The following is a 23001-nucleotide window of genomic DNA, read 5'->3' as shown; positions in this document are numbered from 1 at the left end:
GCCGCGAGCACCCCACCTACTCCTCGATCGCCTCGCGGACCTCTTCGACACTGAGGTTGGAGTCTTCAATCTCCTCGCGGGCCTCCTTGTTCCGGCCACGGCGGACCAGGCGGAAGATGCGCTTGCGGCGGGAAGTCTCTTCACTGATGCGCTCGCGGCCGCGCAACCAGGCAACAAGCATGACAGTAATGAGCAGCAGACCGATGTAGCCCAGGATTGGGTAGACCCAACCGATTAGGTTCTGGAAGCCCATGAAGCTCAAGGCGAAACCGAGCAAGACCAGCGCGACGTAGACAATCTTGAATTTTTCCGGGTGATTTGCGGTGACGCGACGCCCCAGTGCGTAGAACATGCCAAGTGCCGTGTTGAAGATCATGCCAAGGATTACCACGGCCATGGCCTGGCCTAGCCACGGGTGCAGTCGATTAATGACGGTGAGCATTGGCACGGCATCGGTGGCGACGGTACCAACAGTGTGGAACAACGTGATGGTGGTGATCAGCAGCATCGCGGAGTAGATCAAACCACCGGTAAACCCACCGGCTCCAGCGGCGCGGGGATTGAACAGGCTACCGCCAATAACAATCGCCATGGAAACCGCAACCATCAGGTTAAAACCGACATAGTTCACTGCGGCGACAACCCAGTTCGGCAGAGTGGTCGGGACTTCCGCAACGGCAGCTGCCTGCTCCGCGGCTGGGGTGGCATCGGTGAACGCCAGCGTATAAACACTGGCCAGCAGGATAAAGCCGACGATAAACGGCGTGATGGAACCGATCACTGTGGTCACTCGGTCAACATCGAGGAAACCGGCTGCAATGGTAACCAGCACCATGATTACGGCACCGATCCACACGGGGATGCCCCACTGCTGCTCCATGTTGGCACCGGCACCGGCGAACATGACGAACCCTGTGGCGAAGAGCGTGATAATCACGCCAATGTCCAGTACTCGCGAGAAGATGGGGTGCGATACGCGTCGGAAAACTTCGCCGTGCTCGCTGGCCTGAAAGTAGCTTCCCAGCTGCAAAATGATCATCGCCATCAGGCTCATGATCACCGCTGAGAGAACGGCACCCCAGACACCATTGATGCCAAAGGCGACGAAGTATTGCATGATTTCCTGACCCGTCGCAAAGCCCGCGCCGACGACCACGCCGACGAAGGCAAATGCAACGCGCAGTACTTGCTTCACCACAAGGGTTCACTCCTATTCGACTATCTGATTGATATAACCACCTTACTTTTCTCAGTGAGTTTTACTAATCGCGACTGACCGTTCTAAAAAGCTTCGCCTTTAAATTCCGCAGGCCACGCCGGTCGAATGCACTGGGCAGTAGCCGTTCGGATTCTTAAACAAGTACTGCTGATGCTCATCCTCGGCTCGGTAGTACTCCCCTGCCGGAGTCTCCGCGAGTGGCTTAATCTCCGTGGTGATGGCCCCCAGGCCAGCGTCGGCAAGCTTCGGCGCGTAGGCATCGGCGATCTCCTGTGCCCGGCGCGCTTGCTCGGGCGTCGTCGTGTAGATCGCGGAACGGTACTGCGTGCCGACATCATTACCCTGGCGGTAGCCCTGCGTGGGATCGTGGGCTTCGAAGGCCTTGGCGATCAGCTGGTCGAAGCTAATCTGCTCCGGGTCGTAGACGACCTCCACAATCTCGGTGTGGTTGGTGCGTCCGGTGCAGGACTCGCGGTAGGTGGGATTTGGCGTCACGCCACCGGCGAACCCGACCGATGTGCTGAGCACGCCCGGTGTTTCCCAAAACAGCTTCTCAGCGCCCCAGTAACAGCCAATCCCGATGTAGACGACCTCCTGGCCTTCCTCCCATGGGCCGGTGATCGGCGTGCCGAGCACCGCATGCGGCTTCGGATTTTCCAACACCGGGTGCGAGCCGCCCTTGAGCGCCTCATCTTCCGGCACCAGCTCTGCGGACCTGCCAAAAATCCAACCCATCTTCTACGCCTTTCTATCTATGACTGTCTTTGGTCTGCGCAACGCGCCCGAGGCCACGATTGTTCCGACCTCGCCACCAGAAACTACGGCACAACACGGGCTATGGTTTGGGTTGTGCGTACGCTCAGCCTGCTTTCCGTCAATCCCCACGACCCGACCGCCATCCTGCCCGACCTCCGCGCCGCGCTGGACGGTGAGGTCTCTCTTCTTCCCGTTCCGCTTCACGACGGCACGCGCGCCTCAATCTTGCGGAACTCGCAACGCGCAGGTGAGCCGATTGATGAGTCCATCGCGCTTGTTGTCGGCACTTCCGGTTCCACCGGCACACCGAAGGGTGCACAGCTGACGGTGGATAACTTGGTCTCCTCTGCTACCGCTACACATCAGTGGCTCGGCGGTGAAGGACAGTGGATGCTGGCGATGCCGGCCTACCATATCGCTGGCCTGCAGGTTCTCATTCGTTCGCTGCTCGCTGGCACGGATCCGGTGTGTGTGGATGTGACCGACGGTTTTGATGTTGCCGCATTCGCCGACGGCGCCGAGACCCTCACCAGCGATCGCGCCTACACGTCGCTGGCTCCGATGCAGCTGGCCAAGGCTATGGAAGAACCCTTTGGTGCGGCAGCCCTGCGCCTGTTTGATGCCGTCCTTGTCGGCGGCGCAGCTTTGAACCCGCAGGTGGCAGCGCGGGCCGAAGAGCTCGGCATCAACGTCGTAACCACCTATGGTTCCTCCGAGACAGCCGGCGGCTGCGTCTACGACGGACAGCCCATCGAGGGTGCACAGGTCGCCATCGAAAATGGTCGTGTTTGGCTGGGCGGGCCGATGATTGCACACGGTTACCGCAACGCGCCCGGTCACGAGGCTTTCCATAAACCAGGTTGGTTCGCCACCTCCGATGCGGGCGAGATCCGCGATGGCCGACTGGTCATCACGGGCCGCTTGGACACCATCATCGACTCCGGCGGGTTGAAACTGCACCCGGAAGTTCTCGAACGTGAACTGCTCGCCATCGACGGAGTAACAGGTGCCTGCGTGGTGGGCGTGCCGCACCCACGGCTCGGCCACGCCATCGTCGCAGCGTATGAAGGCACGGCTGAGCTCGGCGATATTATGGACGAGCTCGGCGATGCTGAAGACGCCGGGCGAATCAATCACTGGATGATTCCGAAGGACCTGCGTCGTGTGGAGGCTCTGCCACTGATTGGTCCGGGCAAGGTCGACCGGAAGAAAGTCGCGGCGCTCTTTTAGCTCATTCAGACACGCATTAGTTCAAGGCATTTGGTGTCACGTCCTATTATTAATTCATGTCTGAAGCACCAAAGAGTCCTGCAACGGCGTCGTTAAGCGATTGGCTGGAAGGCGCGCGCCCCCATACCTGGGCGAATGCGTTTGCGCCGGTCATCGTCGGTGTCGGAGCGGCATCGACGCACGCGCCGATTATCTGGGGACGTGCGGTGCTCGCGCTGGTTGTCGCGTGGGCGTTGATTGTGGGCGTGAACTTCGCCAACGACTACTCCGATGGCATCCGCGGCACTGACGATGACCGCTCGGGCCCGCTGCGCCTGACGGGTTCTGGTCTGGTCGAGCCGAAGGTTGTGAAGTACGCGGCGTTCGGTTCCTTTGGTGTCGCCGGTCTTGCCGGTGTGGCGCTGTCCCTGATGAGCGCGTGGTGGCTCATTCTGGTCGGTGCACTGTGCATCGCGGCTGCGTGGTTCTACACCGGCGGTAAAAATCCCTACGGTTATCGCGGACTTGGCGAGGTCTCGGTCTTCGTCTTCTTCGGTCTCGTCGCGGTGCTCGGCACGGAATTCACCCAGACGGGCTCGCTGTCTTGGGTCGGCCTGGCCTGCGCAATTGGTATTGGTTCGGTGTCTTCTGCCGTGAACCTGGCGAACAACTTGCGCGACATCCCCACCGACGCCGCCACCGGCAAGATCACGTTGGCAGTTCGCCTGGGCGACTTCCGCACCCGCATCGTCTGGCAGATTCTCTCCCTCATGCCCGCGCTGGCCAGCATCTTTATCGCTTTCTGGCGCCCATGGGCGCTGGTGGGTCTGCTCATCGTGCCGCTGTGGGTGAAGGCCTCCGAGCCAATTCGCATGCATAAGAAGGGCAAAGAGCTCATCCCGGTACTGGGGCTTACCGGCAAGATGATGCTTGCCTGGTCCGTCATTACGGCACTCGCACTCGCGCTCAGCTAGGGGGTACCGATGGACTTCCGCACACTGACGCACAAGGCGCTTGACGACGTCCAGGAGGCCGCAACCCGAGTTGGCGACACAGCAGCCAAGGCTCCAGCTTTCGCCCGCAGCGCTGCTCTGCGCCTGACCAAATCGGGACGACGCCGACTGGCGCTGGAGCACGGCGCGCTGCATTCACAGACCCGTGAACCGGGACTCACCGATCTCACGTCAACCGGCGTGGTGCATATCAAGACCGCACCGGTCACAGCCGAGATTGCGGCCAAGGACGATGAGCGGAAGGCCAGCGACAAGCCGGATGCTGTCACCACCGATATTCCGGTGCACTGGTACGAGGTTGAACCTAGCGAACCCGCCAAAGAACCCGTGACCATCGTCTTCGTCCACGGCTTCACCCTGGCTGGCGAGTCCTGGTACCGGCAGTTCAACGCGCTGCGGAAGTCGCACCCGGAAGCACGCCTGTTGACTATGGATCTGCGCGGCCACGGCCAGACCGGTGCGGTTCCGGCTTCACTCTGCACGGTCGAAGGGGCTGCGGCCGATGCGCTTGCCGTGATCGCGGAACGTGCCGCGACCGGCAAGCTCATTGTGGTTGGGCATTCGCTAGGCGGTTTGATTGCACTGCACATGGTGCGGGCTGCCGAGGAGAGCATTCGCCGTCGGATCGCGGGCGTAGTGTTGATTTCCACGTCTATCGACAAGCTGGCCGCCCAGGGTGTGCCGCAGATTCTGGCGTCCCCGGTGGCGGATGCGGCGCGCAATGCAATTGAGTCCTCGCCGAAGGAGATTCGCAAGTTCCGCGAGGCAATCGCGTCACTGATGGCGCCGTCGTTGGCGGTGGCGGTGTTCGCCCGGCGCACGGACTACGAGATCATCGAGTTCCACGCGGCCATGATTAATGAAACACCGCTGGAAACTTTCGTGGGATATCTCGACGACCTGCAGGATCACGACGAGTTCGCATCCGGGCCTTACTTGGAGGGCTTGCCAGGAGCGGTACTGGTGGGCACGAAGGACGATGTCACTCCGCGCAAGCAAGCAGACCTAATTATGGAAAAGTGGCCGGACGCCGAACTGGTTGAAGTCGACGGGGCCGGCCACATGTTGCCGCTCGAGGCTCCGGAAGCGGTGAACCGGGCTATCGAGCGGGCCCTGGAGAAGGTGCGCTAGTTTTCCTCGCGGTCCTTAATCTGCTGCGCAATGTATTCCTTGTGCGCGCGGCGGTTCTCCGACCACACTGCAACAGACTCATTGGCCTGGACGCGCAGCTTCGGGAACACAAAAACCGACAGCGGCATCGCAATAATCAGTGCGAACACAGCCGTAATTGCAGCCGGAATCTGCACATTAACGAGGTAGATAATCACGAGCAGAATGAAGAACAGCACTAGGAATAGCAGCAGACGAGCAAGGCCGTACCAGAACAGCCCCTTCATGGCATTGCCGCGACCAGCATTCTTGGTCACCGGAGCTGCTGGCATCTGAGCCTCAGAAGCCAACTTGTCCTGCTCTGCTGGATTGGTCATTAAACCCTCACCTCTACGTGTTACGCCTGTGCTGTGCCCGGGCGTTGCTAGCGTCCATGGCTGTTCGTGTCCAACGTTCCTTTGTACCCTAACGAACTCTGTACGCCGTACCGCATGCAGTGCGATACCCCTCGTGGGCACTACGGGACTCGTTGCGTATTCTAGTCGGTAAATCCAGGAGGTTAGCTATTACATGGGTCGGCTCATTCTGCTGCTGTTCATCATCCTTGTCGTAGTCATGCTGTGGAAGGCATTTGGCCCCGGCAGTCGCGGCAACGGCATGCGACGTATTTCCGCTCCGCAACCGGAACCCCGTCCGCTCGCTCCCGACGATGATCCGGAGTTTCTCTGGAAGCTCAAGAAGGCCGAATTCGATCGCCGTAAACGTGAGCAGGAGCTGCAGGAGCGGCGCGAACGGGAGCAGGACGACAACCCCGATAATCCCGGCGAAACTGACTAAACGTCCTTGCCACGCAGCAACAACTGCTGTAGATATTCCCCGTAGCCACTGGCGCTGAGGGCGTCGGCACGCGCGCTAAGCGCAGCATCGTCAATGAATCCCATGCGCCACGCCACCTCTTCCGGCGAGCCAATCTTTAGCCCCTGCCGCTGCTCAATCGTGCGCACGAAATCACCCGCGGCCATCAGATTGTCCACCGTGCCCGTGTCCAGCCATGCCGTGCCGCGCGGCAGCACCTCTACCTGCAGTTTCCCGCGCTCCAAGTAGGCGCGGTTAACATCCGTGATTTCCAATTCGCCGCGTGACGACGGTTGCAGCGAGCGAGCTATCTCAACAACCTCGGCATCATAGAAGTACAAACCAGGCACCGCGAAATGGCTGCGTGGTTTCTTCGGTTTCTCCTGGATCGCCACGGCTTTGCCGCTTTGGTCGAAGTCCACGACTCCATAGGCTGTGGGATCTGCGACCCAGTAGGCGAAGATCGCTCCGCCATCGACGTTATGGAAGCGGCGCAGCTGCGTGCCCAAGCCAGCACCGTAAAAGATGTTGTCGCCGAGGATGAGGGCAACGGAGTCATCGCCGATGTGGTCCGCACCGATGATGAACGCTTCAGCGAGACCACGGGGCTCGTCTTGGGTGGCAAAGGTGAGGGTGAGGCCCCACTGCGAGCCGTCGCCAAGCAAGCGTTCAAACTGCGGGGCATCATGCGGCGTGGTGATGACGAGGATGTCCCTGATTCCCGCTAGCATCAGCGTGCTCAGCGGGTAGTAAATCATCGGCTTGTCATAGACGGGAACCAGCTGCTTGCTTACGCCAAGTGTGATGGGAAACAGCCGAGAGCCCGTACCACCTGCGAGGATGATGCCCTTCATAGTGCTCGCGCCTTTCTGCCTTACTGCCCGGCCGCTTCGTTGGCGATTGCCCACTCGTCGCGAGCCATGTTCTCAAGATCCTTGCAGTCAAACTCACTGGGGAGCTTATTGCCCTCGGCCTCGAACTGCTCGATAGTCGGAGCCTTCTGATCGCGCTCGGAGAGAATCATGTCCGCGTCGGTGAGACCACCCTTGGCCAGCAGCGCAGCCAGGTCAATTCCGAGAGTCGGGTCCTGGATGCTAACAGCACGCTCTGCCTCCGGGTTGTAACCGGTGGAAGTGAGGTAAGTGAGCACAGAGTCGTCGGCAAGCGAGACGAAGCCATGTCCGATGCCGTTGGGCAGATAGACCACTCGGCGGGTCTTGCTGTCGAGCTCGAAAACCTCGACCTTGCCGAAGGTATCGGAGCCGCGACGCAGGTCAACCGCAATGTCGAGGATGTGGCCCGCGGGACAAGTAACCAGCTTCGCCTGGCCGGGGTGGCCATCTGGCGCGGTGCTGACGTCAGCGAAGTGCAGGCCACGGACAACGCCTGCGGCGGAGACACTCATGTTGGCCTGCTCCGGGAAGAACGGGTAGCCCGTGGCCTCGGCGAATGCGTCGAGGCGATACCACTCGTGGAAACTACCGCGGCTGTCGCCGTGGATGACCGGTTCGAAGGTGAAAACGCCGTCGATAGAAGTGGGCTGGAATGTGCTCTTAGGGCTCATGGGTAACAAGTGTAGACGGGGCGCCCGGGCTGAGGCTGTGGCACGCGTTGAGTGTGCACTGAGTGTGCGTTGAGGGTTCGCTAGGCATGCCCCAGCAGCGAACTACAACTCCTGCTCGCGCTCCGCGTAGCCAGCCTCAGCGGCATCGTAGGCCGCCGCCCACCAGGACTCGTTGGCGCGATACCAGTCGATGGTCTCGGCGAGCCCCGCGGAAAAGTCTTGGTAGCGCGGCTGCCAGCCAAGGCTGCGGATGGATGCGGGGTCAATCGCATAACGACGGTCATGCCCCGGGCGGTCAGTGACATGGACAAAGTCGGACCGCTCACGACCGAAGCCCTCCAGGATGTCTCCGACCACGTCGAGGTTGGAACGCTCGCCATCGGCACCAATCAGGTAGGTCTCCCCCACCTCGCCGGCATCCAAGATTGCCCAGACCGCGTCGTTGTGGTCATCGACGTGAATCCAGTCCCGAACATTCTCGCCAGTGCCGTACACGCGAGGGCTACGACCGCGCAACAGACCACAGATCTGGCGGGGAATCAGCTTCTCCGGATGCTGCCTCGGCCCGTAGTTGTTCGAGCAGTTACTAATCGTCGCAACCAACCCGAAGCTGCGCACCCACGCCCGGACAAAGTGATCCGCTGAAGCCTTGGAGGCCGAGTAGGGGCTGGAGGGTTTGTACGCGGTGGCCGTCGTAAAGCGTGCTGGATCGTCGAGAGCGAGATCGCCGAAGACCTCGTCGGTGGAGATGTGGTGAAGGCGGACGTCGTGGGTGGCGCAAGCCTTGGCCAGATTCACGGTGCCCATGACATTAGTGGTGACGAAGGGATCGGCATCCACCAGCGAATTGTCGTTATGGCTCTCTGCGGCGAAGTGGACGACCACGTCGAAGCGGGGCACGAGGCGATCGATCAGCTCCGCGTCACGAACATCGCCGCGGATGATTTCACAGTCCGCGCCATCCAAGCTCGCAGGGTTCGCGGCATAGGTGAAAGCGTCCAGCACCGTGACATTCACATCGGGCCGTGTAGCCAGAGTGCGGAGAACGAAGTTGGAACCAATAAAGCCGGCACCACCGGTGACGAGAACGCGCATGGAAGCGATTCTAGTTCACCCGGCGATGCCGGCTTTGTACAAGTGTGAAGACTTAGTTCAGACCAGCGTAGGAGTGCAGGCCCGAAACCACCTGGTTGATGAAGAAGAGGTTGAACACCATGGTGGCAAAACCGAAGATGTTGATCCACGCGGCCTTGGTATTACGCCAACCCGAAGTCGCGCGAGCGTGCAGGTACAGGGCGTAGATAATCCAGGTAATCAGCGCCGTTGTCTCCTTCGGATCCCAGCCCCAGTAGCGGCCCCATGCGGACTCCGCCCAAATAGCACCCAGCACAATGCCCAGACCGAACAGCGGGAAGGACCAAATGGCGGTGCGGTAAGCAATCGCATCCAGCTTCTGAGCATCCGGTAGTGGCGCGACCAGTTTGCCCAGGAAGCCCTTTTCCTTGCCCTCGCGGTTGTACATCCGCAGCATGTAGAGAATCGAGGCAACACCGGAAATCAGTGCGATACTGCACCCGATAGAAATAATCGAGACGTGAACCGGAATCCAAATCGACTGCAGTGCCGGCACCACCGGAGCAGCCTCAACATATAGGTTCTTACCACCGTAAAACATCAGCGCCAGAATCGGAGCCAACAGCCACGGCCAGAACACACGCATGGTTTCACGATGCAGTACGCCAGCTGCAATTGCCATAGCAAAGAGGATTGAAACTGATACGTACTCGTAGAGGTTGCCCCACGGGAAACGCTGCACGGCCAGGCCACGCAGCAGCACCGATGCAAAGTGCACGGCCACCCCGACGTAAATCAGCATTTCCGTCACAACGCCGAGTCGGTTCGTCAGCACCTGGTTCTTAGGCTCGCTTGCCGACGACTTCGTCGCCGACTCCCCCGAGTCAGCAACACTAGCGGTGGTAGCTCCCTCACCCGCACCGGCGGCTACCAGCTCGCGTTCCGCAACCTGGCTTTTCGCTTCAGCGGCCGCGATACGACGACTGTAGTAGGCAATGGAAATAACAAAGGCCACAAGATAAAAGGCGAAGGCCGTGAAGTACGACCAGTCCGAAAACTGCGCCAGTGTCTTATTGACGAGCATGTACTTGGCTCCAAAGTGTGGAATTAGCGGAATACTTCTTCAAACCCTAGTACTAAAGCAGGACTAAGCAAAAGGGGACCGGGGACACGGGGGACGCAAAAATGCGCGGAGGCGCAATTCTCGCCCCCGCGCATTCACCCTGCAGTAATGATGGACCAGACTTAGTGGTCAGTTAGCTTTTGTCCTTGTCGTCCGCGCTCTCGTCGGTCGCAGCATTGTTGTCAGCAGCATCCTCGTCATCACTGTCACGTTCCAGGATGTCATCTACGATGTACTGGAACTCCTCGCCCCAACCTGCCTTGTCGGTGCGGGCAAGGCCACCGAACTCAACGCGAGTGCGGCCATCTTCCAGCGGGAACATGCGCACCCAAACACGTCGGCGCTTAATGCCCAACGAAAGAACCATGCCCGCCAGTGCGGCCACAGTTGCCACCAGCACCCAGAACTGCGTGGGATCGTGCGAAACCTGCAAGTTGACGAATTCCTTCGCACCGAGGAATTCAATCTTGGTGCCGTCGGCAAGCTCGGTGGATTCGCCCTGCTTGAGGTTGACGCGGGCTTCCTTAGCCAGCTGACCCGAGTGCATCAGATCGCGGTCGAGGGAAAACAGCCCCTGCGAACGACCGGTGTCCAAGCCCGCGTCGCCGCGGTAGATGTCGACAGCCACGGCTGGGTCCTGCATAGCCGGGTAAGAGGACTGCAGCAGGGCGCCCTTTTCACCGGTGAACTCGGCGGTCGGAGCGAACAGGCCCTCGATTGCGATCTGGTTCTGGCGGCGCTCGAACAAGTCCGGGTACATCCCCGCCGGTGGGTCAAAGCGCAGCGCACCAGAGGACAGGAAGAAGGTCGGATCATCCGGACGGAACTGAACAATCGAGGTACGCGACTCACCATTCGGCCAGGTCACCTTAAAGGCCGGGGCAAAGCCGTGCCCCTGCAGGTACACACGGTCACCGGCGACGCGCAGCGGATGGTTGACCTGCAGCGTGGTCTTTTCCCACTCATCGACCGGCTTGCGCATATCCTCTTCTTCTGCGAATCGGATATGAGAGGTAAACATCTTGGCCTGACCGTTCGGCAGGTAATCGGCGAAGAAGTCATCGACCTGAATACAGAACGGGTTCAGAGTTGTACCGTCGAAGGTGTTGCCAGCACGCAGCGAGTCATAGTTCGCAGCAGCGGTGTTACAGAACGGAACGCCCACCGCGCTATTGACGTTGTCGTCAGAAATCTCGGTGCCGGTGTTGGTCAGCAAAATGACCTGACCCTCGTAATAGATCATGCGGCCCAAGCCGACGATGATAATCAGCAGCGCAATGCCCAGGTGGAACACCAGGTTGCCAAACTCACGCAGGTATCCCTTCTCCGCAGAGAAGGAGCGCGCCCCAGCACGGTCTTCATCTGCTGGGGTTTCGGTCAACGCCCACTTGTTCAGGCGTTCACGCACCCGCTCAGAAACTCCATCCGCAGAGGCATCGACCACGGCTTCGTCGTGAAGCGGAAGACGCGCCAACCGTTTCGGCGCCCTAGCCGGTGGTGTCTTCATGGCCTTGTAGTGGTCGATGGTGCGCGGAATAATGCAGCCGACCAGGGAAATCAGCAGCAATGCCACGATGGCGACGAACCAGACGGACGAGAAGACATCGAAAAGCTGCAGCTTATCCATGATCTCGGCGGTCTTGCCGTTGGCGGCAAGATACTGGTCGACCTTGTCCTTATTCAGCGAGCGCTGTGGCAACAGGGCGCCCGGAACCGCTGCGAAAGCGAGGATGAACAGCAGAATCAGCGCCGTGCGCATGCTGGTCAACCAGTTCCAGACCTGCTGGAAGGGCTGTCGTACCTTATTCCAATTCACCGACATCGAAAAATCTTTCACTAAATTGGCGTTACCGTATCAGTAATAAAAGCGGCCTGAACCCAGGCAACAAAAACATCCCACAGTCCCGTGACCAGGGCAATTCCGACCAGCACCAGCGCCACACCACCGATGAGCTGAATAGTTCGCGAGTGCTTACGCAGGAAGTCCACTCCGCGCATCGCACGCGCCGACCCCAGCGCCACCAAAATGAACGGCAGCCCCAGCCCCAGGCAGTAAGCGATAATCAGCGCCACTCCCCTGGCCGCGGTCATACCCTGCGTGCCCGCGGACACCGAAATAATTGCAGTCAGCGTCGGGCCCAGACACGGCGTCCACCCCAGCGCGAACACCGCGCCGAGCAGGGGCGCTCCCAGCCACGTGGTCCAGCGCTTCGGCGCCATGCGGGTGTCCTTCTGCAGCGCTGGCACCATGCCCATGAAGGCAAGACCCATCACGATGGTCACCACGCCACCGACAATCGTCAGCGTGCGCGCCTGCAAACGCAACGTGGACACGAGCCCGAAAATAGAGGCCGAACCCAGCACAAAAATGACAGTAAAGCCCAACACGAACAGCAACGCAGCCAGGCCGACGCGGGCTGTTGAGGAACGCTGGCCACGGTGTCCATCGCCGTCCTGCTTATCGACGGTGGTTGCGTCCGCAACTCCCGTCGTCACGCCATTGCCCTGCGCCCCCGATGCTCCGGAAATACCAGTGAGATAGGAGACATAACCGGGCACAAGCGGAATAACGCACGGGCTGGCGAAGGAGACGAGACCGGCCAGTGCAGCGGCGAGCAGCCCCAACACAATGGGACCGCCGGTGGCGACGTCGGCGAACTGTTGGCCGATGCCATCGGCAGAAAAGATCGTGTCCATGGCAAGAGTTGACATGCCGGGGCCTAGCCCTCCGCCTTCACTTCATTGACGGCCTTCATCAGCATTGTGTGATCGACCTCGCGGAGGAAGACCTTCGCCGGGCGGTGCTGCTTGTCCAGGATGATGGTCGTCGGAATCACCGACGCCGGGATACCACCGAGCGCACCGGCGTTGACGAAAGCCGGATCGTAGATGGACGGGTAGGTGATGCCGTTGTCCTTCACAAAGTCGATGGGAGCTTGGCGGACATTGTCGCGGACGTTAATGCCGAGGACAGTGCCGATGCCTTCCTCTTCCATCTGTTCTTGGACGTACTGCAGGTCATCCGACTCGGAGCGGCACGGTGCGCACCACTGGCCCCAGGCGTTCAGAACCACAATCTGGTCCTTGAAGTCATCGAGGGAGATTTCCTTGTCGTCGTCCTCGAGAGAAGGACCGAAGACATTGCCGACCGGCTTGCGCTCCTCCGGTGCGTAGTCAATGATTTGCTGACCACCCGGAGAAACGAACTCGAACTGACCGCCAACGGCAACGGCGTCGTGTCCCACCGACTCTCCGGGGTTACATGCCACGAGCGACAGAGACAGAGTTGCTGCCGCCAGCGTTGCTGCAATTCGGGACGATGAGACCTTGGCCACCTGGGGTGCCACCTTCCGGGGTCAGTGAAACTTCAACAAAACTATTTATTCACCTTACAGGTGACCGGCCGGCTCACTGTAGCGCACGTCGACAATGGTGTCTCCGACGAAGATCAAAGAGGTCACGCTCGCCAAATCACACTGCCTAGTTGCCGGGTTGTGGGCGAGCTTCAAGTACCGCGCACGACGCTGAGCTGCAATGATGCACAGCTGGTGCGTCACCAGCACCGCTTCCCCTCCCTCGGCGGCCTCGCGGGCTCGCTCGATGGCGTGGAACATACGGTCCGCGATCTCCTCGTAGGGCTCGCCCCAGCTGGGCACGCTCGGACGACGCAGCCGTGGCCAGTACTTCGGATTCCACAGTGCGGAGTCAATGCCCTTGATGTGCAAACCCTCAAAGGAGTTGCCAGCCTCCAGCAAATCTTCATCCAGGGTCGGCTTCATGCCGATTACCTCGGTGAATGGCTGTGAGGTTTCCTGCGTGCGCTGCAGCGGAGAGCAGGCGAAGTAGCGGATGTCGTGGCCTTCGAAGGACGAGGCCGTGGCCGCTGCCTGACGCTGACCGCGCTCAGACAGGTGCCAGCCGGGCAGGCGACCGTAGAGAATCTTATCCGGGTTATAAACCTCGCCGTGGCGGACGAGATGTACGACCGTGGTCTTGGCGTGCTTTGTTGCACGCTTAGACGCCTGGTTTTCCGGCTGTGTCGGCTGCGATTCCTGCTGTGCTGCCTGCGAATTGGTCTTGTTCGGCACGTGTCACCTACTCCGGCTTGGCGGTTGCCGCCGCCTCGGCCGCGCGGGCTGCTGCACGCTCGATGATTTCGAAGTCGGCGTCGGTCAGCGCAGCGGAGACGAACCAGGTCTCGTAGCAAGAAGCCGGCGGGTAGACACCATTGGCCAGTAGGGCGTGGAAGAAAGCCGGGTAGCGGAAAGTATCCGCTGCCTGCATCTGCTCAAAGTTATGGCCCTCGCCCTCGGCGAAGCGCGGCGAGAGCATCGTGCCCGCACGCTGAATGTGGTGAGCCACGCCCTGCTTGGTCAGGGCATCGGACAGAATCGTGGCCAGGCGATCTGCATTGGCTGCGACGGTGTCATAGACATCCTTCGTGGCATTTTCCAGGTTGGCCAGGCCAGCTGCCATAGCGACCGGGTTACCGGAGAGTGTGCCTGCCTGGTACACCGGACCGTTCGGAGCCAAGTACTCCATGATGTCGCGGCGACCACCGAAGGCAGCTGCCGGCAGACCACCGGAGACGACCTTGCCGAAGGTGGTCAGGTCACCGGCCACACCATCAATGCCGTACCAGCCGTTGTAGGAAGCGCGGAAGCCAGTCATGACCTCATCGAGAATCAGCAGTGCGCCGTCTGCGTGGCAGACTTCCTTCAACTTCGCGTTGAAGTTGTCCTGCGGTGCGACGGTACCCATGTTGCCCGCTGCCGCCTCAGTGATGACACAGGCAATCTCGCCCGGGTTCTCAGCGAATGCGGCCTTGACGGCCTCAATGTCGTTATAAGGAACAACAATGGTGTCGGCAGCCGATGCACCGGTGACACCCGGCGAATCCGGCAGACCAAAAGTAGCGACACCGGAACCGGCCGATGCCAGCAGCGCGTCGACGTGACCGTGGTAGCAGCCGGCGAACTTGATGATCTTGGAACGGCCAGTGAAACCGCGAGCCAGGCGAACTGCGGACATGGTGGCCTCAGTGCCGGAGTTGACCAGACGCACCTCATCTACCGACGTGCGCTCAACGATGTGACGAGCCAGGTCGGTCTCAGCCGTGGTCGGAGCGCCGAAAGACAAACCGCGAGTGGCGGCGCTCTGAACGGCCTCCACCACTGCCGGGTGCGCGTGGCCCAGAATCATTGGACCCCACGAGCAGACCAAGTCCACATATTCGTTGCCATCAACATCCACGAGACGAGAGCCCGCGGCGTGGTCAATGAAACGTGGGGTGCCACCGACGGAACCGAAGGCGCGGACCGGCGAGTTCACGCCACCCGGCGTCACTGCCTGAGCCTGCGTAAAGAACTCTGCCGAACGATCGGTGAGCTCAACGTTTTCTGGGACATGAGGAGCATTAATGTCTTGAGTCACGGTGACCATCGTAGACGGCCACTCGGATGAAGGGCTACCCTGCCCTACCAACGTCCCAGCTTCACCCTGAATAGATGCTTGCGGCGAGAGGACACTCGACGGGATCGCCAGTCGATCCACAAGCTGGAGAAAATCATCAAAAGCGATGCCAGCAGCGGGTGAATCATACCGGTCATACCCAGCAGGATGACCGCAACGTTGTAGAACCACGCAAAGTAGATGTTGGAGTCCATCATCCGCACCACAGCACGTGCGATTTCAATGGCCTCCGGAATCGACAACACGTTGTTACGCAGTGCCACGACATCGGCGTAATCAACATCAAGATTCTGATTGCCTTCGGTGTTGTCCATCAAAACACCCACGTCAGCGGCACGCAGAGAGTCCCGGATGTCCTTGTCGCCAACCATCACGACAGTCTCGCCGTCACTGTGGACCGAACGCACCGCAATGGCCTTGCGGGAGGCAATGATGCCCGCGAATACTCGTGAGATATTCAGCCGGTCAGCAAAACGACGGGCTACTGGATACGGATCTCGCGTGATCATCATGGTGTCCACGCCCATATCCTCAAGCTGGTCAATGCTCTCGACCGCATCGGGCTTAATGTCCTCACCAATGGTGATGACACCACGGACCTTGCCACGCCACGACACCACCATCGGAGTACCGCCACTGAGCGCAGCCACGGCCATTTTCTCGCTGAGTGCAGTGAGATCACGCGGACGCCAAACACGCCCCTCAACAAAGCGCATCTCCAACTTGTCGTCCGAGTCCTTCACCGGGATCTCTACCTGGCCAACGAACGCACCGTCTTCCGCAATTGCGACGTGTACAGTCTCAATCCAGTGCGGCACCTCGCCACCGCCGGAACCGGCGTCGCGGGATACACGGCACGCGCGCACGATTGCCGCTGATGCCGGGTGGTTGCTCTCCATCATGAGAGCGCCCGCCACACGCAGAACCAGATCCGGATTTTCATTGCGCTCAGCGGCGACACCGAGCACGTGGGTGTCACCCTCGGTCAGCGTTCCAACTCGGTTAAAAATCACCACATCGGCAGCGGCCAGCTTTCGGAAAGTCTCATTGCCACGAATCAAGATTCCGTTACTAGCACCGGCCAGAATCCCGATGCGCTGCACGGTCGACGTAGACATTGCCAATGCCACCGGCGCGATGCCCGAGAGCATAGCCAGCGCCACCGCGAGGGCACCGCTCATCGTGCCAGTCGCCAGCCACCAGCCGCAAAAAGCCACGCCCGCCAACGACAGCGTCCATGGCACCAGCTCTGATGCCGAGTGCACTGCGGTCTGGTGCATCACCGTTTCTTCTCGAACCGCTTGACGAAGCCAGCGCGCTATCGATGACGCCCGGGTCTTGAAACCGGTGCGTTCCACGCGCACCTTGAGCTCCGAATCCAGGTTGATTGCACCGGCCCAAACCTTGGAATTGACCTTGACCTTCTGCGGTTCAACGCCGATACCGAGTAGCTGCGCATCCATCGTGGACGCACCACCGATGACTGAGCCATCAACCGGAATCACCGAGTGCGGTGGAACCACGATGTCATCACCGATATTGAGCTCCGCGACCGTCACCTCCACCCGTTTCGGCTCCGCGGATTTAGCGCTCTTGCGCACGACTGTCACGTTTCGCTCAGCTGGAATGCGCAGGTTGCGCAAGATTTGTCCAGTACGCACCTTGTTGTAGCGCGTAAACATGCGACCTGTTAGCAACAGCACAGTCAGGCCGCACGCAACGTCGAAAAACACCTCTGCCGAGGCGCTTTCCCGGTAGTTGAAAGCAAACCAAGTGGGCGCAGTGGTATATCCAATCTGTCCCGCGGGACCAAAGATAAGCTGCGCTAGCGACCACAGCCACGCCAGCAGGATGGCAATGGAGCTCGCCCCATCCAGCGCCGACATCCGCCGACGCAGGGACGCCGCCATTGCCCGGTGGAACGGCCAACCACCCCACCACACCACAATCGTGGTCAGCACAAGACACATCCACTGCCAACCCGGGAACTGCCAGTTGACGTTCAACGACGTCACCAGCACCGGAATCGATAGGAACAGGCTTCCCCAAAAGCGTTGCTTGGTCACCAGTTCACGCGCCGTGAACAGTACTTCCGCGCCACCGCCGCTTCGGCGCAAGGCCGCTTCACGACGGCGAATGCGCTCCTCCTCATTCTGTTGAGCGGCAGCCGGAACAGCGGGACGGCGATGTTGTGACACATCCAGCCGAGTTGCACGACGCCGAAGCGTGCTGCGCGTGAGGTACGACTCGACCCCAATTTCGCGGAGAGCTTCGATGAACTGATTCGGATCGATGGTATCGGGCGCGGTAATCCACGCGCGTCCGGGCTTGTAGACCACAGAGGCGGTCACATCTGGAAAGGATTCCAAAACATGCTCAGCACGCTCAGCGCTCTCGGCGTTTTCCAAGTTTTCCAGGATGAGTGCGAAAGCTGTGTTGGACTGGCCTCTGCGGTGTGCAAGCCGCTGATGGGCACTTTCTTCGTCGATGTCCTGACGGCTTCGTGGCAATGCCTTACGAGCAGCGACCTTGGCATCCACAATCGCTTGTTCAACGCGATTGTCCAGAGAGAAATCAAACTCACCGGTGTCACTCATGGCCTTTGAAACTTTCCGTCTAATCCTGTGGCTGGTTGGCGCGCGTGAGCGCTAATTCACGATAGAGCAACAGTAGTCCACACGCCATCGCCAGGCTGGGCGCGATAACCCATACAGTCAGCGCTCCAGCCATAATGGCAAAGAACATGGCGAGAGCCGTGATAATCACCATGATGAGCAGGCAGTTCCGGGAGAGTTTGAACTCAGTGGCCGTCGGCAAGCAGCCGCTACCAATAAGCGAGCAGACCAGCGTCACACCGGCGACGATGTAGATATCGCGGCCAACGGCGGCGGGAGCCTGCGAATAGTCGCCGGTGACCAGTATCAAGCTCAGGACAATCTGGGCGATGAGCGCGACGAAGAGCACCCACTGCCAGGGCCGACTCGGCAGGGACATCATCGCTTGGACTCCTCAGGCTGCTTGGATTGCTTGGGCTGTGACTGGCCCAGCTGCTGTTGCCGCTTTGGATCAGCGCCATGCTTCGACGCTCTCGGCAGATGCGATTCCGGAGCGGACGGGGTCCACGGTTTCGACGGGCGCTGATGATCGAAGTAGTCCTTGGATTCCTTCGAAGCGGCGAGCACTAGACCCGCTACCGCGGCAGTGGCCGAGGCGATTCGCACAATTCCGCTGATAAGAACGAGGGATGCCGGCACTCCCGATTCTGAAGCCGTAGAAGAGAAGAAGGACATCAGCGCCGACAGTGCCAGGTAAAGCGAGCCGATAACCAGCACGGTGCGAGCACCTTCGCTCCCCTTGCGCATTCGCTCGATAATGGCGAAGAACGCGATGCAAAGCCCCACTGCGAAAAAGAACGCGATAACGATAGTCGCCTTCATGGCAGCATCAATCTGGCCCTCGCTGAAACCCGGGAAATTCTCCTTAGCGGTTGAGGGGCTCATCAGCATTTCCGGATGCAGCCAGTAGGTCACCGTAGCTACCGCAGCGACGAGCAGCTGCAACACGGCCGTAACCCGCCACGCCTGCCTAGCTCCCTCGACCTGCTCGGGAATTGCGGGCTTCTTCTCTTCTTTAGTCATCCGTCCACTTCTCGATATTTGCTACTGCACGTTCACCCGAGCGAATTAGAACTGGGCGCGCAGCTTCTTCGCCAAGTCCACCGCTGCGTAGGTCAAAATCTGCTCCGCACCGGCACGGCGAATGCTCAGTACTGCCTCCATCATCGCAGCATCCAGGTCAATCCACCCGTTGGCGGCAGCGGCGTGAATCATCGCGTACTCACCAGAGACCTGGTAGGCGGCAACCGGCACCGGCGACATATCCGCGACCTCGCGCAGAATGTCCAGGTAGCTCATGGCCGGCTTGACCATCACCATGTCCGCACCTTCGTCAACGTCGAGCTGCACTTCAAGCAGGGACTCACGACGGTTTGCAGGATCCTGCTGGTAGGTACGGCGATCACCCTGCAGCGAGCTGCCCACAGCTTCACGGAATGGACCGTAGAAGGCGGAGGCGTACTTTGCCGAGTACGCCATGATGGAGACATCCTCATGGCCAGCGGCATCCAAGCCCTCGCGAATTGCGGCAATCTGGCCGTCCATCATGCCCGAAGGGGACACGATATGGGCACCGGCGTCGGCCTGCGCAACGGCCATCTTGATGTAGTTAATCAGCGTGCGGTCATTCTCAACGACCGTGTTGCCGAAGCGGTCCTTGCCCAGCACACCACAGTGGCCGTGGTCAGTGAACTCATCCAGGCAGGTGTCGGCCATAATCAAAATGTCATTCCCGAACTCGTCGCGGAGACGACGCAGGGCACGGTTGAGTACGCCCTCCGGATTCCAGGACTCAGAGCCCTCGCCGTCCTTGTCCGCATCCAGCGGGACACCGAAGAGGTCAACTGCCGAGATACCTGCCTCAACAGCCTCGCGCACAGCTTCTACCAGGGAGTCCTCGGTATGCTGCACTACCCCGGGCAGGGAGCTGATTGGCTTCGGCTCATCAATCCCATCTGCAACAAACATGGGCAGGATGAGATTTTTCGGAGTCAGTGTCGTCTCCGCCGTCATCGCACGCATCACCGGGTTGGTGCGCAGCCTGCGTGGGCGACGAATCGGGAGAGGAAATCCAAACTGTTCGAGATCGATTTCGCGGGATGATTCAGAAGCTCCAGATGTAGTCATAAAGACAACCTTAATCAAAACGCGAACTCGCTCCGGTACGCCCCTGCTCAGTCCTTGGTTTTACGCGAACGACGACGCTTCTTGCGCGGTGGTGGCAGCTGCCCTGCCGCCCGCAGTTGCGCAACATGCTCTGCCAGCGCATCCACCAGCTCCGGGATGCTTGCGCGCTCCGGCACGACATCTACCCGCAGGCCGTACTCGCGAGCCGTGGCTGCGGCCATCGGCCCGATGCAGGCAATGATGGTGCGAGCATGCGGCTTACCCGCGATGCCGACCAGGTTCTTCACCGTCGACCCCGAGGTGAAGCACACTGCGTCGAAGCCACCGGACTTAATCATGTCGCGGATATCCGCACTCGGTGGCGCTGCCCGCACGGTACGGTAAGCGACCACATCATCAACTTCCCAGCCCAGGTCAATCAGACCGTCGACAAGCACATCGGTGCCGATATCGGCGCGCGGCAGCAGCACGCGGTTGACCGGATCGAGATCCTCGATGTACTCCGGGAACACGTCGACAATGCCCGCGGCATTTTGACGAGTGTCATCCGGAAGCAGCTCCGGAGTGATGCCGAGATCGCGGATGGCAGCGGCGGTGCGATGGCCGACGGCTGCGATGCGGACCCCAGCGAAGGAGCGCGCGTCCAAGCCGAATTCCTGGAACTTCTCCCACACTGCGGTGACGGCGTTGACGGAAGTGAAGACAACCCACTGGTAACGGCCGTCGACAAGCCCCTTGATGGCGCGTTCCATCTGCGCCGGGCTGCGCGGTGGCTCGATTGAGATGGTCGGGACCTCAATCGGGATGGCGCCGTGCGCAACGAGACGGGCACTCATCGGGCCTGCCTGCGCCTTGGCACGTGGGACCAGCACCTTCCATCCGTAGAGAGCGCGGTTTTCCCACCATGAGTACTTCGAACGATTGTCCACACCCTTGCCAAGCGTGACCACCAGCGGACCGGTCAGGTCACCCGAGAGCTGCGCCAAGGTGCCCAGCGTGACGTCGTAGGTGCGCTGCAGACGAGTCGTACCGTTGACAGTCACCGACACCGGCAACGACGACGGCAGGCCGCGTTCGCCGAGCTCAGTTGCAATGGCGGACAGGTCGTCCTGCACGGCCTGCAGTACCAGCGGCTGCGGTGCCTGGGCCAGCTCGTCCCAGTCCACATCGGCGCGATCGAGATCGGTCTCCGTGTACGTCGAGCCCAACGCGATACCGGCAAATGCCGGGACGGTGGAGGGCACGGACATGCCAGGGACGATCTGGAACTCAACATCGGCGTGCGAGACCTCGTTGATTTCGGCCAGCAGCGAATCGTTGGTCAGCGGATTGCCTGCCACCAAACGCACCACGTCATTGCCTTTAGCGGCTTCCTCGACGAGCAATTCTGCCATCTTCTTGGGATCGTCGATAGGCGTGCGCAGATCTGCGGCGGTCGGTGGTGCCGGACGCGGCGGCTTACGACGAGATCCCTTGGCCTTGGCTGCGGCGCACATGCGCTCGTACTCTTCCTCGGCTTCCTTCAGCAGCTCGGGAAGAACAGGCACATCGGTTGCGACGAGCTCTCGAACCCCCGGCATGACATCGGCGTCGACGTAGGCGATAGCGGTGTCTGCGAGAATCTCACGGGCGCGAAGCGTCAGCAGGTCGGGATTTCCAGGACCAGCGCCGACGAACAGGATGCGTCCCGTTGCTGAGGGGAGGGAGGTGTTCATCGTTGCGGAGTGATTTCTTTTCTATTGGTTGTTCACTTTTCGTGCCGATGAGTCTCTAAGGAAGAAAGCGGACATGCGCCAACGCATGTGAGGGGCAGGTAGATACCTGAATCTCACATGCGAGCACACGAAGGAAACCCTTATCCCAACGGCATGCATACAGGCCTATTAGCATAAAGGGTTTGAGCCAAATTAACTAACCGGCTACTTTTGAGATTCCCGCAGGGTATCGCCCATTACCTCATGAGCACCCCGTTCGAGCAGGGCCGCCGCAACCTTCCGGCCAAGCTCATCGGCCTTATCCACGTTTGCGGTAGCGGTCTCGAGCAACTGACGCGAACCGTCGAGTGCGAACACCCCCGCCTGCAGGGTGAGTTCACCACTGTCGCTCACGGTTGAGTAGGCCGCGACCGGAGCGGTGCAGCCCGCTTCCAGCTCATTGAGTACCGCGCGCTCAGCGACAGCCCGGGCATGGGACACCGGGTGGTCAATCTTGCGCAGAATATCCACAATTTCGCGGTCAGCAGTGCGGCACTCCAGCGCCAGGGCGCCCTGAGCCGGGGCTGGCATGAGGACATCCACATCCAGGGATTCCGCAATCTCTCCGAGGCGACCCGTGCGCTCCAGCCCAGCGCGAGCCAGAATGACAGCGTCCAAGTCCTCAGAGACGCGCCCCATGCGGGTTTCGATGTTTCCACGCAATGGTACAAGTTCCAGATCGGAGCGCAGCGCACGCAGCTGAGAGACACGACGCGGCGCGGAGGTACCCACACGAGCCCCCTCAGGCAGGTCCATCAGCGGCGTGGCATCGCGGGAAATCAGCGCTTCTCGCGGATCGACGCGCTCCGGCACGGCTGCGACCATCATGTCGTCTTCCGGCAGGGTCGGCAGGTCCTTAAACGAGTGCACGATAATGTCGCACACCCCCTCGCGGAGTGCATGACGCAGCGCCTGGGTGAAGACACCGATGCCAATCTTTTCCACCGGGTCGTGGCGGTTATGGTCACCGGCGGTCTTTACAATCACCAGCTCTGCAGGCTGTCCCAGCTCAATCAGTGCATCACGGACGTGACCGGCCTGTGTCGTGGCCAGTTCCGAGCCCCTGGTACCGATACGAATAGTCGCTGGGTCAGGCATGTTTCCCTCCGG

The 23001-nt window shown here is 60.3% G+C and carries 22 protein-coding genes; 4 read left to right on the top strand and 18 right to left on the bottom strand.

Going from position 1 to position 23001, the window contains the following annotated elements; translation table 11 throughout:
- Window positions 1-16: 16 nt before the first annotated feature.
- Window positions 17-1198 (bottom strand): hypothetical protein, encoded by a 1182-nt coding sequence (locus ADM64_RS01805; protein WP_016422008.1) that lies wholly within the window; start codon window positions 1196-1198, stop codon window positions 17-19.
- Window positions 1199-1297: 99 nt separating this feature from the next.
- Complete coding sequence (gene msrA / locus ADM64_RS01800; protein WP_016422007.1) at window positions 1298-1954, bottom strand: peptide-methionine (S)-S-oxide reductase MsrA; 657 nt, start codon at window positions 1952-1954, stop codon at window positions 1298-1300.
- 102 nt (window positions 1955-2056) lie between these two features.
- Between msrA and menE the strand changes: the two genes are divergently transcribed.
- Genes menE through ADM64_RS01785 form a run of 3 tightly spaced genes read left to right on the top strand, consistent with a single transcriptional unit; the run spans window position 2057 to window position 5328 of the window.
- Window positions 2057-3205 (top strand): o-succinylbenzoate--CoA ligase, encoded by a 1149-nt coding sequence (gene menE, locus ADM64_RS01795; protein ID WP_049192985.1) that lies wholly within the window; start codon window positions 2057-2059, stop codon window positions 3203-3205.
- Window positions 3206-3261: 56 nt separating this feature from the next.
- On the top strand, window positions 3262-4158 hold the full coding sequence (locus ADM64_RS01790; protein WP_049192984.1) for a 1,4-dihydroxy-2-naphthoate polyprenyltransferase: 897 nt from the start codon (window positions 3262-3264) through the stop codon (window positions 4156-4158).
- Between the two features lie 9 nt (window positions 4159-4167).
- On the top strand, window positions 4168-5328 hold the full coding sequence (locus ADM64_RS01785; RefSeq protein WP_049192983.1) for an alpha/beta fold hydrolase: 1161 nt from the start codon (window positions 4168-4170) through the stop codon (window positions 5326-5328).
- Here ADM64_RS01785 and ADM64_RS01780 read toward each other — a convergent pair.
- On the bottom strand, window positions 5325-5684 hold the full coding sequence (locus ADM64_RS01780; RefSeq protein ID WP_016422003.1) for a DUF4229 domain-containing protein: 360 nt from the start codon (window positions 5682-5684) through the stop codon (window positions 5325-5327). The genes ADM64_RS01785 and ADM64_RS01780 overlap by 4 nt on opposite strands.
- A 193-nt stretch (window positions 5685-5877) precedes the next feature.
- Here ADM64_RS01780 and ADM64_RS01775 point away from each other — a divergent pair, with 193 nt between their 5' ends.
- Entirely contained in the window at window positions 5878-6144 is a 267-nt protein-coding gene (locus tag ADM64_RS01775; RefSeq protein ID WP_016422002.1) for a hypothetical protein, read from the top strand.
- On the opposite strand, the gene rfbA is transcribed toward ADM64_RS01775, so the two are convergent.
- From rfbA to hemC, 15 genes are all read right to left on the bottom strand, one after another.
- Window positions 6141-7016, bottom strand: coding sequence for a glucose-1-phosphate thymidylyltransferase RfbA (rfbA, locus tag ADM64_RS01770; RefSeq protein WP_016422001.1), 876 nt, complete (start codon window positions 7014-7016; stop codon window positions 6141-6143). The two genes, ADM64_RS01775 and rfbA, sit on opposite strands and share 4 nt — an antisense overlap.
- A gap of 20 nt (window positions 7017-7036) precedes the next feature.
- Entirely contained in the window at window positions 7037-7726 is a 690-nt protein-coding gene (locus ADM64_RS01765) for a dTDP-4-dehydrorhamnose 3,5-epimerase family protein (protein WP_016422000.1), read from the bottom strand.
- A 102-nt stretch (window positions 7727-7828) separates the two neighbouring features.
- Window positions 7829-8821 (bottom strand): dTDP-glucose 4,6-dehydratase, encoded by a 993-nt coding sequence (gene rfbB, locus ADM64_RS01760; RefSeq protein ID WP_049192982.1) that lies wholly within the window; start codon window positions 8819-8821, stop codon window positions 7829-7831.
- A 52-nt stretch (window positions 8822-8873) separates the two neighbouring features.
- Complete coding sequence (gene ccsB / locus ADM64_RS01755; protein ID WP_016421998.1) at window positions 8874-9884, bottom strand: c-type cytochrome biogenesis protein CcsB; 1011 nt, start codon at window positions 9882-9884, stop codon at window positions 8874-8876.
- Window positions 9885-10056: 172 nt separating this feature from the next.
- Window positions 10057-11745: a cytochrome c biogenesis protein ResB gene (gene resB, locus ADM64_RS01750; RefSeq protein WP_049192981.1), complete on the bottom strand. Its 1689-nt coding sequence runs from the start codon at window positions 11743-11745 to the stop codon at window positions 10057-10059.
- A gap of 14 nt (window positions 11746-11759) precedes the next feature.
- Window positions 11760-12620 (bottom strand): cytochrome c biogenesis CcdA family protein, encoded by an 861-nt coding sequence (locus ADM64_RS01745; RefSeq protein ID WP_049193003.1) that lies wholly within the window; start codon window positions 12618-12620, stop codon window positions 11760-11762.
- 23 nt (window positions 12621-12643) lie between these two features.
- On the bottom strand, window positions 12644-13258 hold the full coding sequence (locus ADM64_RS01740; protein ID WP_049192980.1) for a TlpA disulfide reductase family protein: 615 nt from the start codon (window positions 13256-13258) through the stop codon (window positions 12644-12646).
- A gap of 54 nt (window positions 13259-13312) precedes the next feature.
- Entirely contained in the window at window positions 13313-14011 is a 699-nt protein-coding gene (locus ADM64_RS01735) for a histidine phosphatase family protein (protein WP_080985591.1), read from the bottom strand.
- Between the two features lie 7 nt (window positions 14012-14018).
- Window positions 14019-15365: a glutamate-1-semialdehyde 2,1-aminomutase gene (gene hemL / locus ADM64_RS01730; RefSeq protein WP_049192979.1), complete on the bottom strand. Its 1347-nt coding sequence runs from the start codon at window positions 15363-15365 to the stop codon at window positions 14019-14021.
- Between the two features lie 35 nt (window positions 15366-15400).
- On the bottom strand, window positions 15401-17992 hold the full coding sequence (locus ADM64_RS01725; RefSeq protein WP_016421992.1) for a heavy metal translocating P-type ATPase: 2592 nt from the start codon (window positions 17990-17992) through the stop codon (window positions 15401-15403).
- A gap of 19 nt (window positions 17993-18011) precedes the next feature.
- On the bottom strand, window positions 18012-18392 hold the full coding sequence (locus tag ADM64_RS01720) for a hypothetical protein (protein ID WP_016421991.1): 381 nt from the start codon (window positions 18390-18392) through the stop codon (window positions 18012-18014).
- Window positions 18389-19033 (bottom strand): hypothetical protein, encoded by a 645-nt coding sequence (locus ADM64_RS01715; RefSeq protein WP_016421990.1) that lies wholly within the window; start codon window positions 19031-19033, stop codon window positions 18389-18391. The genes ADM64_RS01720 and ADM64_RS01715 overlap by 4 nt, the downstream gene beginning before the upstream one ends.
- Window positions 19034-19078: 45 nt before the next feature.
- The gene (hemB, locus tag ADM64_RS01710) at window positions 19079-20137 is read right to left on the bottom strand and encodes a porphobilinogen synthase (RefSeq protein WP_049172406.1); all 1059 of its coding nucleotides are present in this window, start codon (window positions 20135-20137) and stop codon (window positions 19079-19081) included.
- A 47-nt stretch (window positions 20138-20184) separates the two neighbouring features.
- Window positions 20185-21852 (bottom strand): uroporphyrinogen-III synthase, encoded by a 1668-nt coding sequence (locus tag ADM64_RS01705; RefSeq protein WP_049192978.1) that lies wholly within the window; start codon window positions 21850-21852, stop codon window positions 20185-20187.
- A gap of 204 nt (window positions 21853-22056) precedes the next feature.
- Window positions 22057-22989 carry a hydroxymethylbilane synthase gene (gene hemC / locus ADM64_RS01700; RefSeq protein WP_049190547.1) on the bottom strand — a complete coding sequence of 311 codons (933 nt, stop codon included), beginning with the start codon at window positions 22987-22989 and terminating at the stop codon, window positions 22057-22059.
- Between the last annotated feature and the right edge of the window lie 12 nt (window positions 22990-23001).

Source organism: Corynebacterium sp. 401_CJEI (assembly GCF_001076435.1).
GTDB lineage: Bacteria > Actinomycetota > Actinomycetes > Mycobacteriales > Mycobacteriaceae > Corynebacterium > Corynebacterium jeikeium_D.
The sequence above is the reverse complement of the archived record's forward strand: the minus strand, read 5'-3'. Positions and strand labels throughout refer to the sequence as shown.

Bases quoted from the DNA above. Each gene is read 5' to 3' on its own strand.
- ADM64_RS01780 (WP_016422003.1), bottom strand. From the start codon at position 5,684: ATGACCAATCCAGCAGAGCAGGACAAGTTGGCTTCTGAGGCTCAGATG.
- resB (WP_049192981.1), bottom strand. From the start codon at position 11,745: ATGTCGGTGAATTGGAATAAGGTACGACAGCCCTTCCAGCAGGTCTGG.
- ADM64_RS01705 (WP_049192978.1), bottom strand. From the start codon at position 21,852: ATGAACACCTCCCTCCCCTCAGCAACGGGACGCATCCTGTTCGTCGGC.
- ADM64_RS01720 (WP_016421991.1), bottom strand. From the start codon at position 18,392: ATGATGTCCCTGCCGAGTCGGCCCTGGCAGTGGGTGCTCTTCGTCGCG.
- ADM64_RS01790 (WP_049192984.1), top strand. From the start codon at position 3,262: ATGTCTGAAGCACCAAAGAGTCCTGCAACGGCGTCGTTAAGCGATTGG.
- rfbA (WP_016422001.1), bottom strand. From the start codon at position 7,016: ATGAAGGGCATCATCCTCGCAGGTGGTACGGGCTCTCGGCTGTTTCCC.
- hemC (WP_049190547.1), bottom strand. From the start codon at position 22,989: ATGCCTGACCCAGCGACTATTCGTATCGGTACCAGGGGCTCGGAACTG.
- ADM64_RS01745 (WP_049193003.1), bottom strand. From the start codon at position 12,620: ATGGACACGATCTTTTCTGCCGATGGCATCGGCCAACAGTTCGCCGAC.
- ADM64_RS01725 (WP_016421992.1), bottom strand. From the start codon at position 17,992: ATGAGTGACACCGGTGAGTTTGATTTCTCTCTGGACAATCGCGTTGAA.
- hemL (WP_049192979.1), bottom strand. From the start codon at position 15,365: ATGGTCACCGTGACTCAAGACATTAATGCTCCTCATGTCCCAGAAAAC.
- menE (WP_049192985.1), top strand. From the start codon at position 2,057: ATGGTTTGGGTTGTGCGTACGCTCAGCCTGCTTTCCGTCAATCCCCAC.
- ADM64_RS01785 (WP_049192983.1), top strand. From the start codon at position 4,168: ATGGACTTCCGCACACTGACGCACAAGGCGCTTGACGACGTCCAGGAG.
- ccsB (WP_016421998.1), bottom strand. From the start codon at position 9,884: ATGCTCGTCAATAAGACACTGGCGCAGTTTTCGGACTGGTCGTACTTC.
- ADM64_RS01715 (WP_016421990.1), bottom strand. From the start codon at position 19,033: ATGACTAAAGAAGAGAAGAAGCCCGCAATTCCCGAGCAGGTCGAGGGA.
- ADM64_RS01775 (WP_016422002.1), top strand. From the start codon at position 5,878: ATGGGTCGGCTCATTCTGCTGCTGTTCATCATCCTTGTCGTAGTCATG.
- ADM64_RS01765 (WP_016422000.1), bottom strand. From the start codon at position 7,726: ATGAGCCCTAAGAGCACATTCCAGCCCACTTCTATCGACGGCGTTTTC.
- rfbB (WP_049192982.1), bottom strand. From the start codon at position 8,821: ATGCGCGTTCTCGTCACCGGTGGTGCCGGCTTTATTGGTTCCAACTTC.
- msrA (WP_016422007.1), bottom strand. From the start codon at position 1,954: ATGGGTTGGATTTTTGGCAGGTCCGCAGAGCTGGTGCCGGAAGATGAG.
- hemB (WP_049172406.1), bottom strand. From the start codon at position 20,137: ATGACTACATCTGGAGCTTCTGAATCATCCCGCGAAATCGATCTCGAA.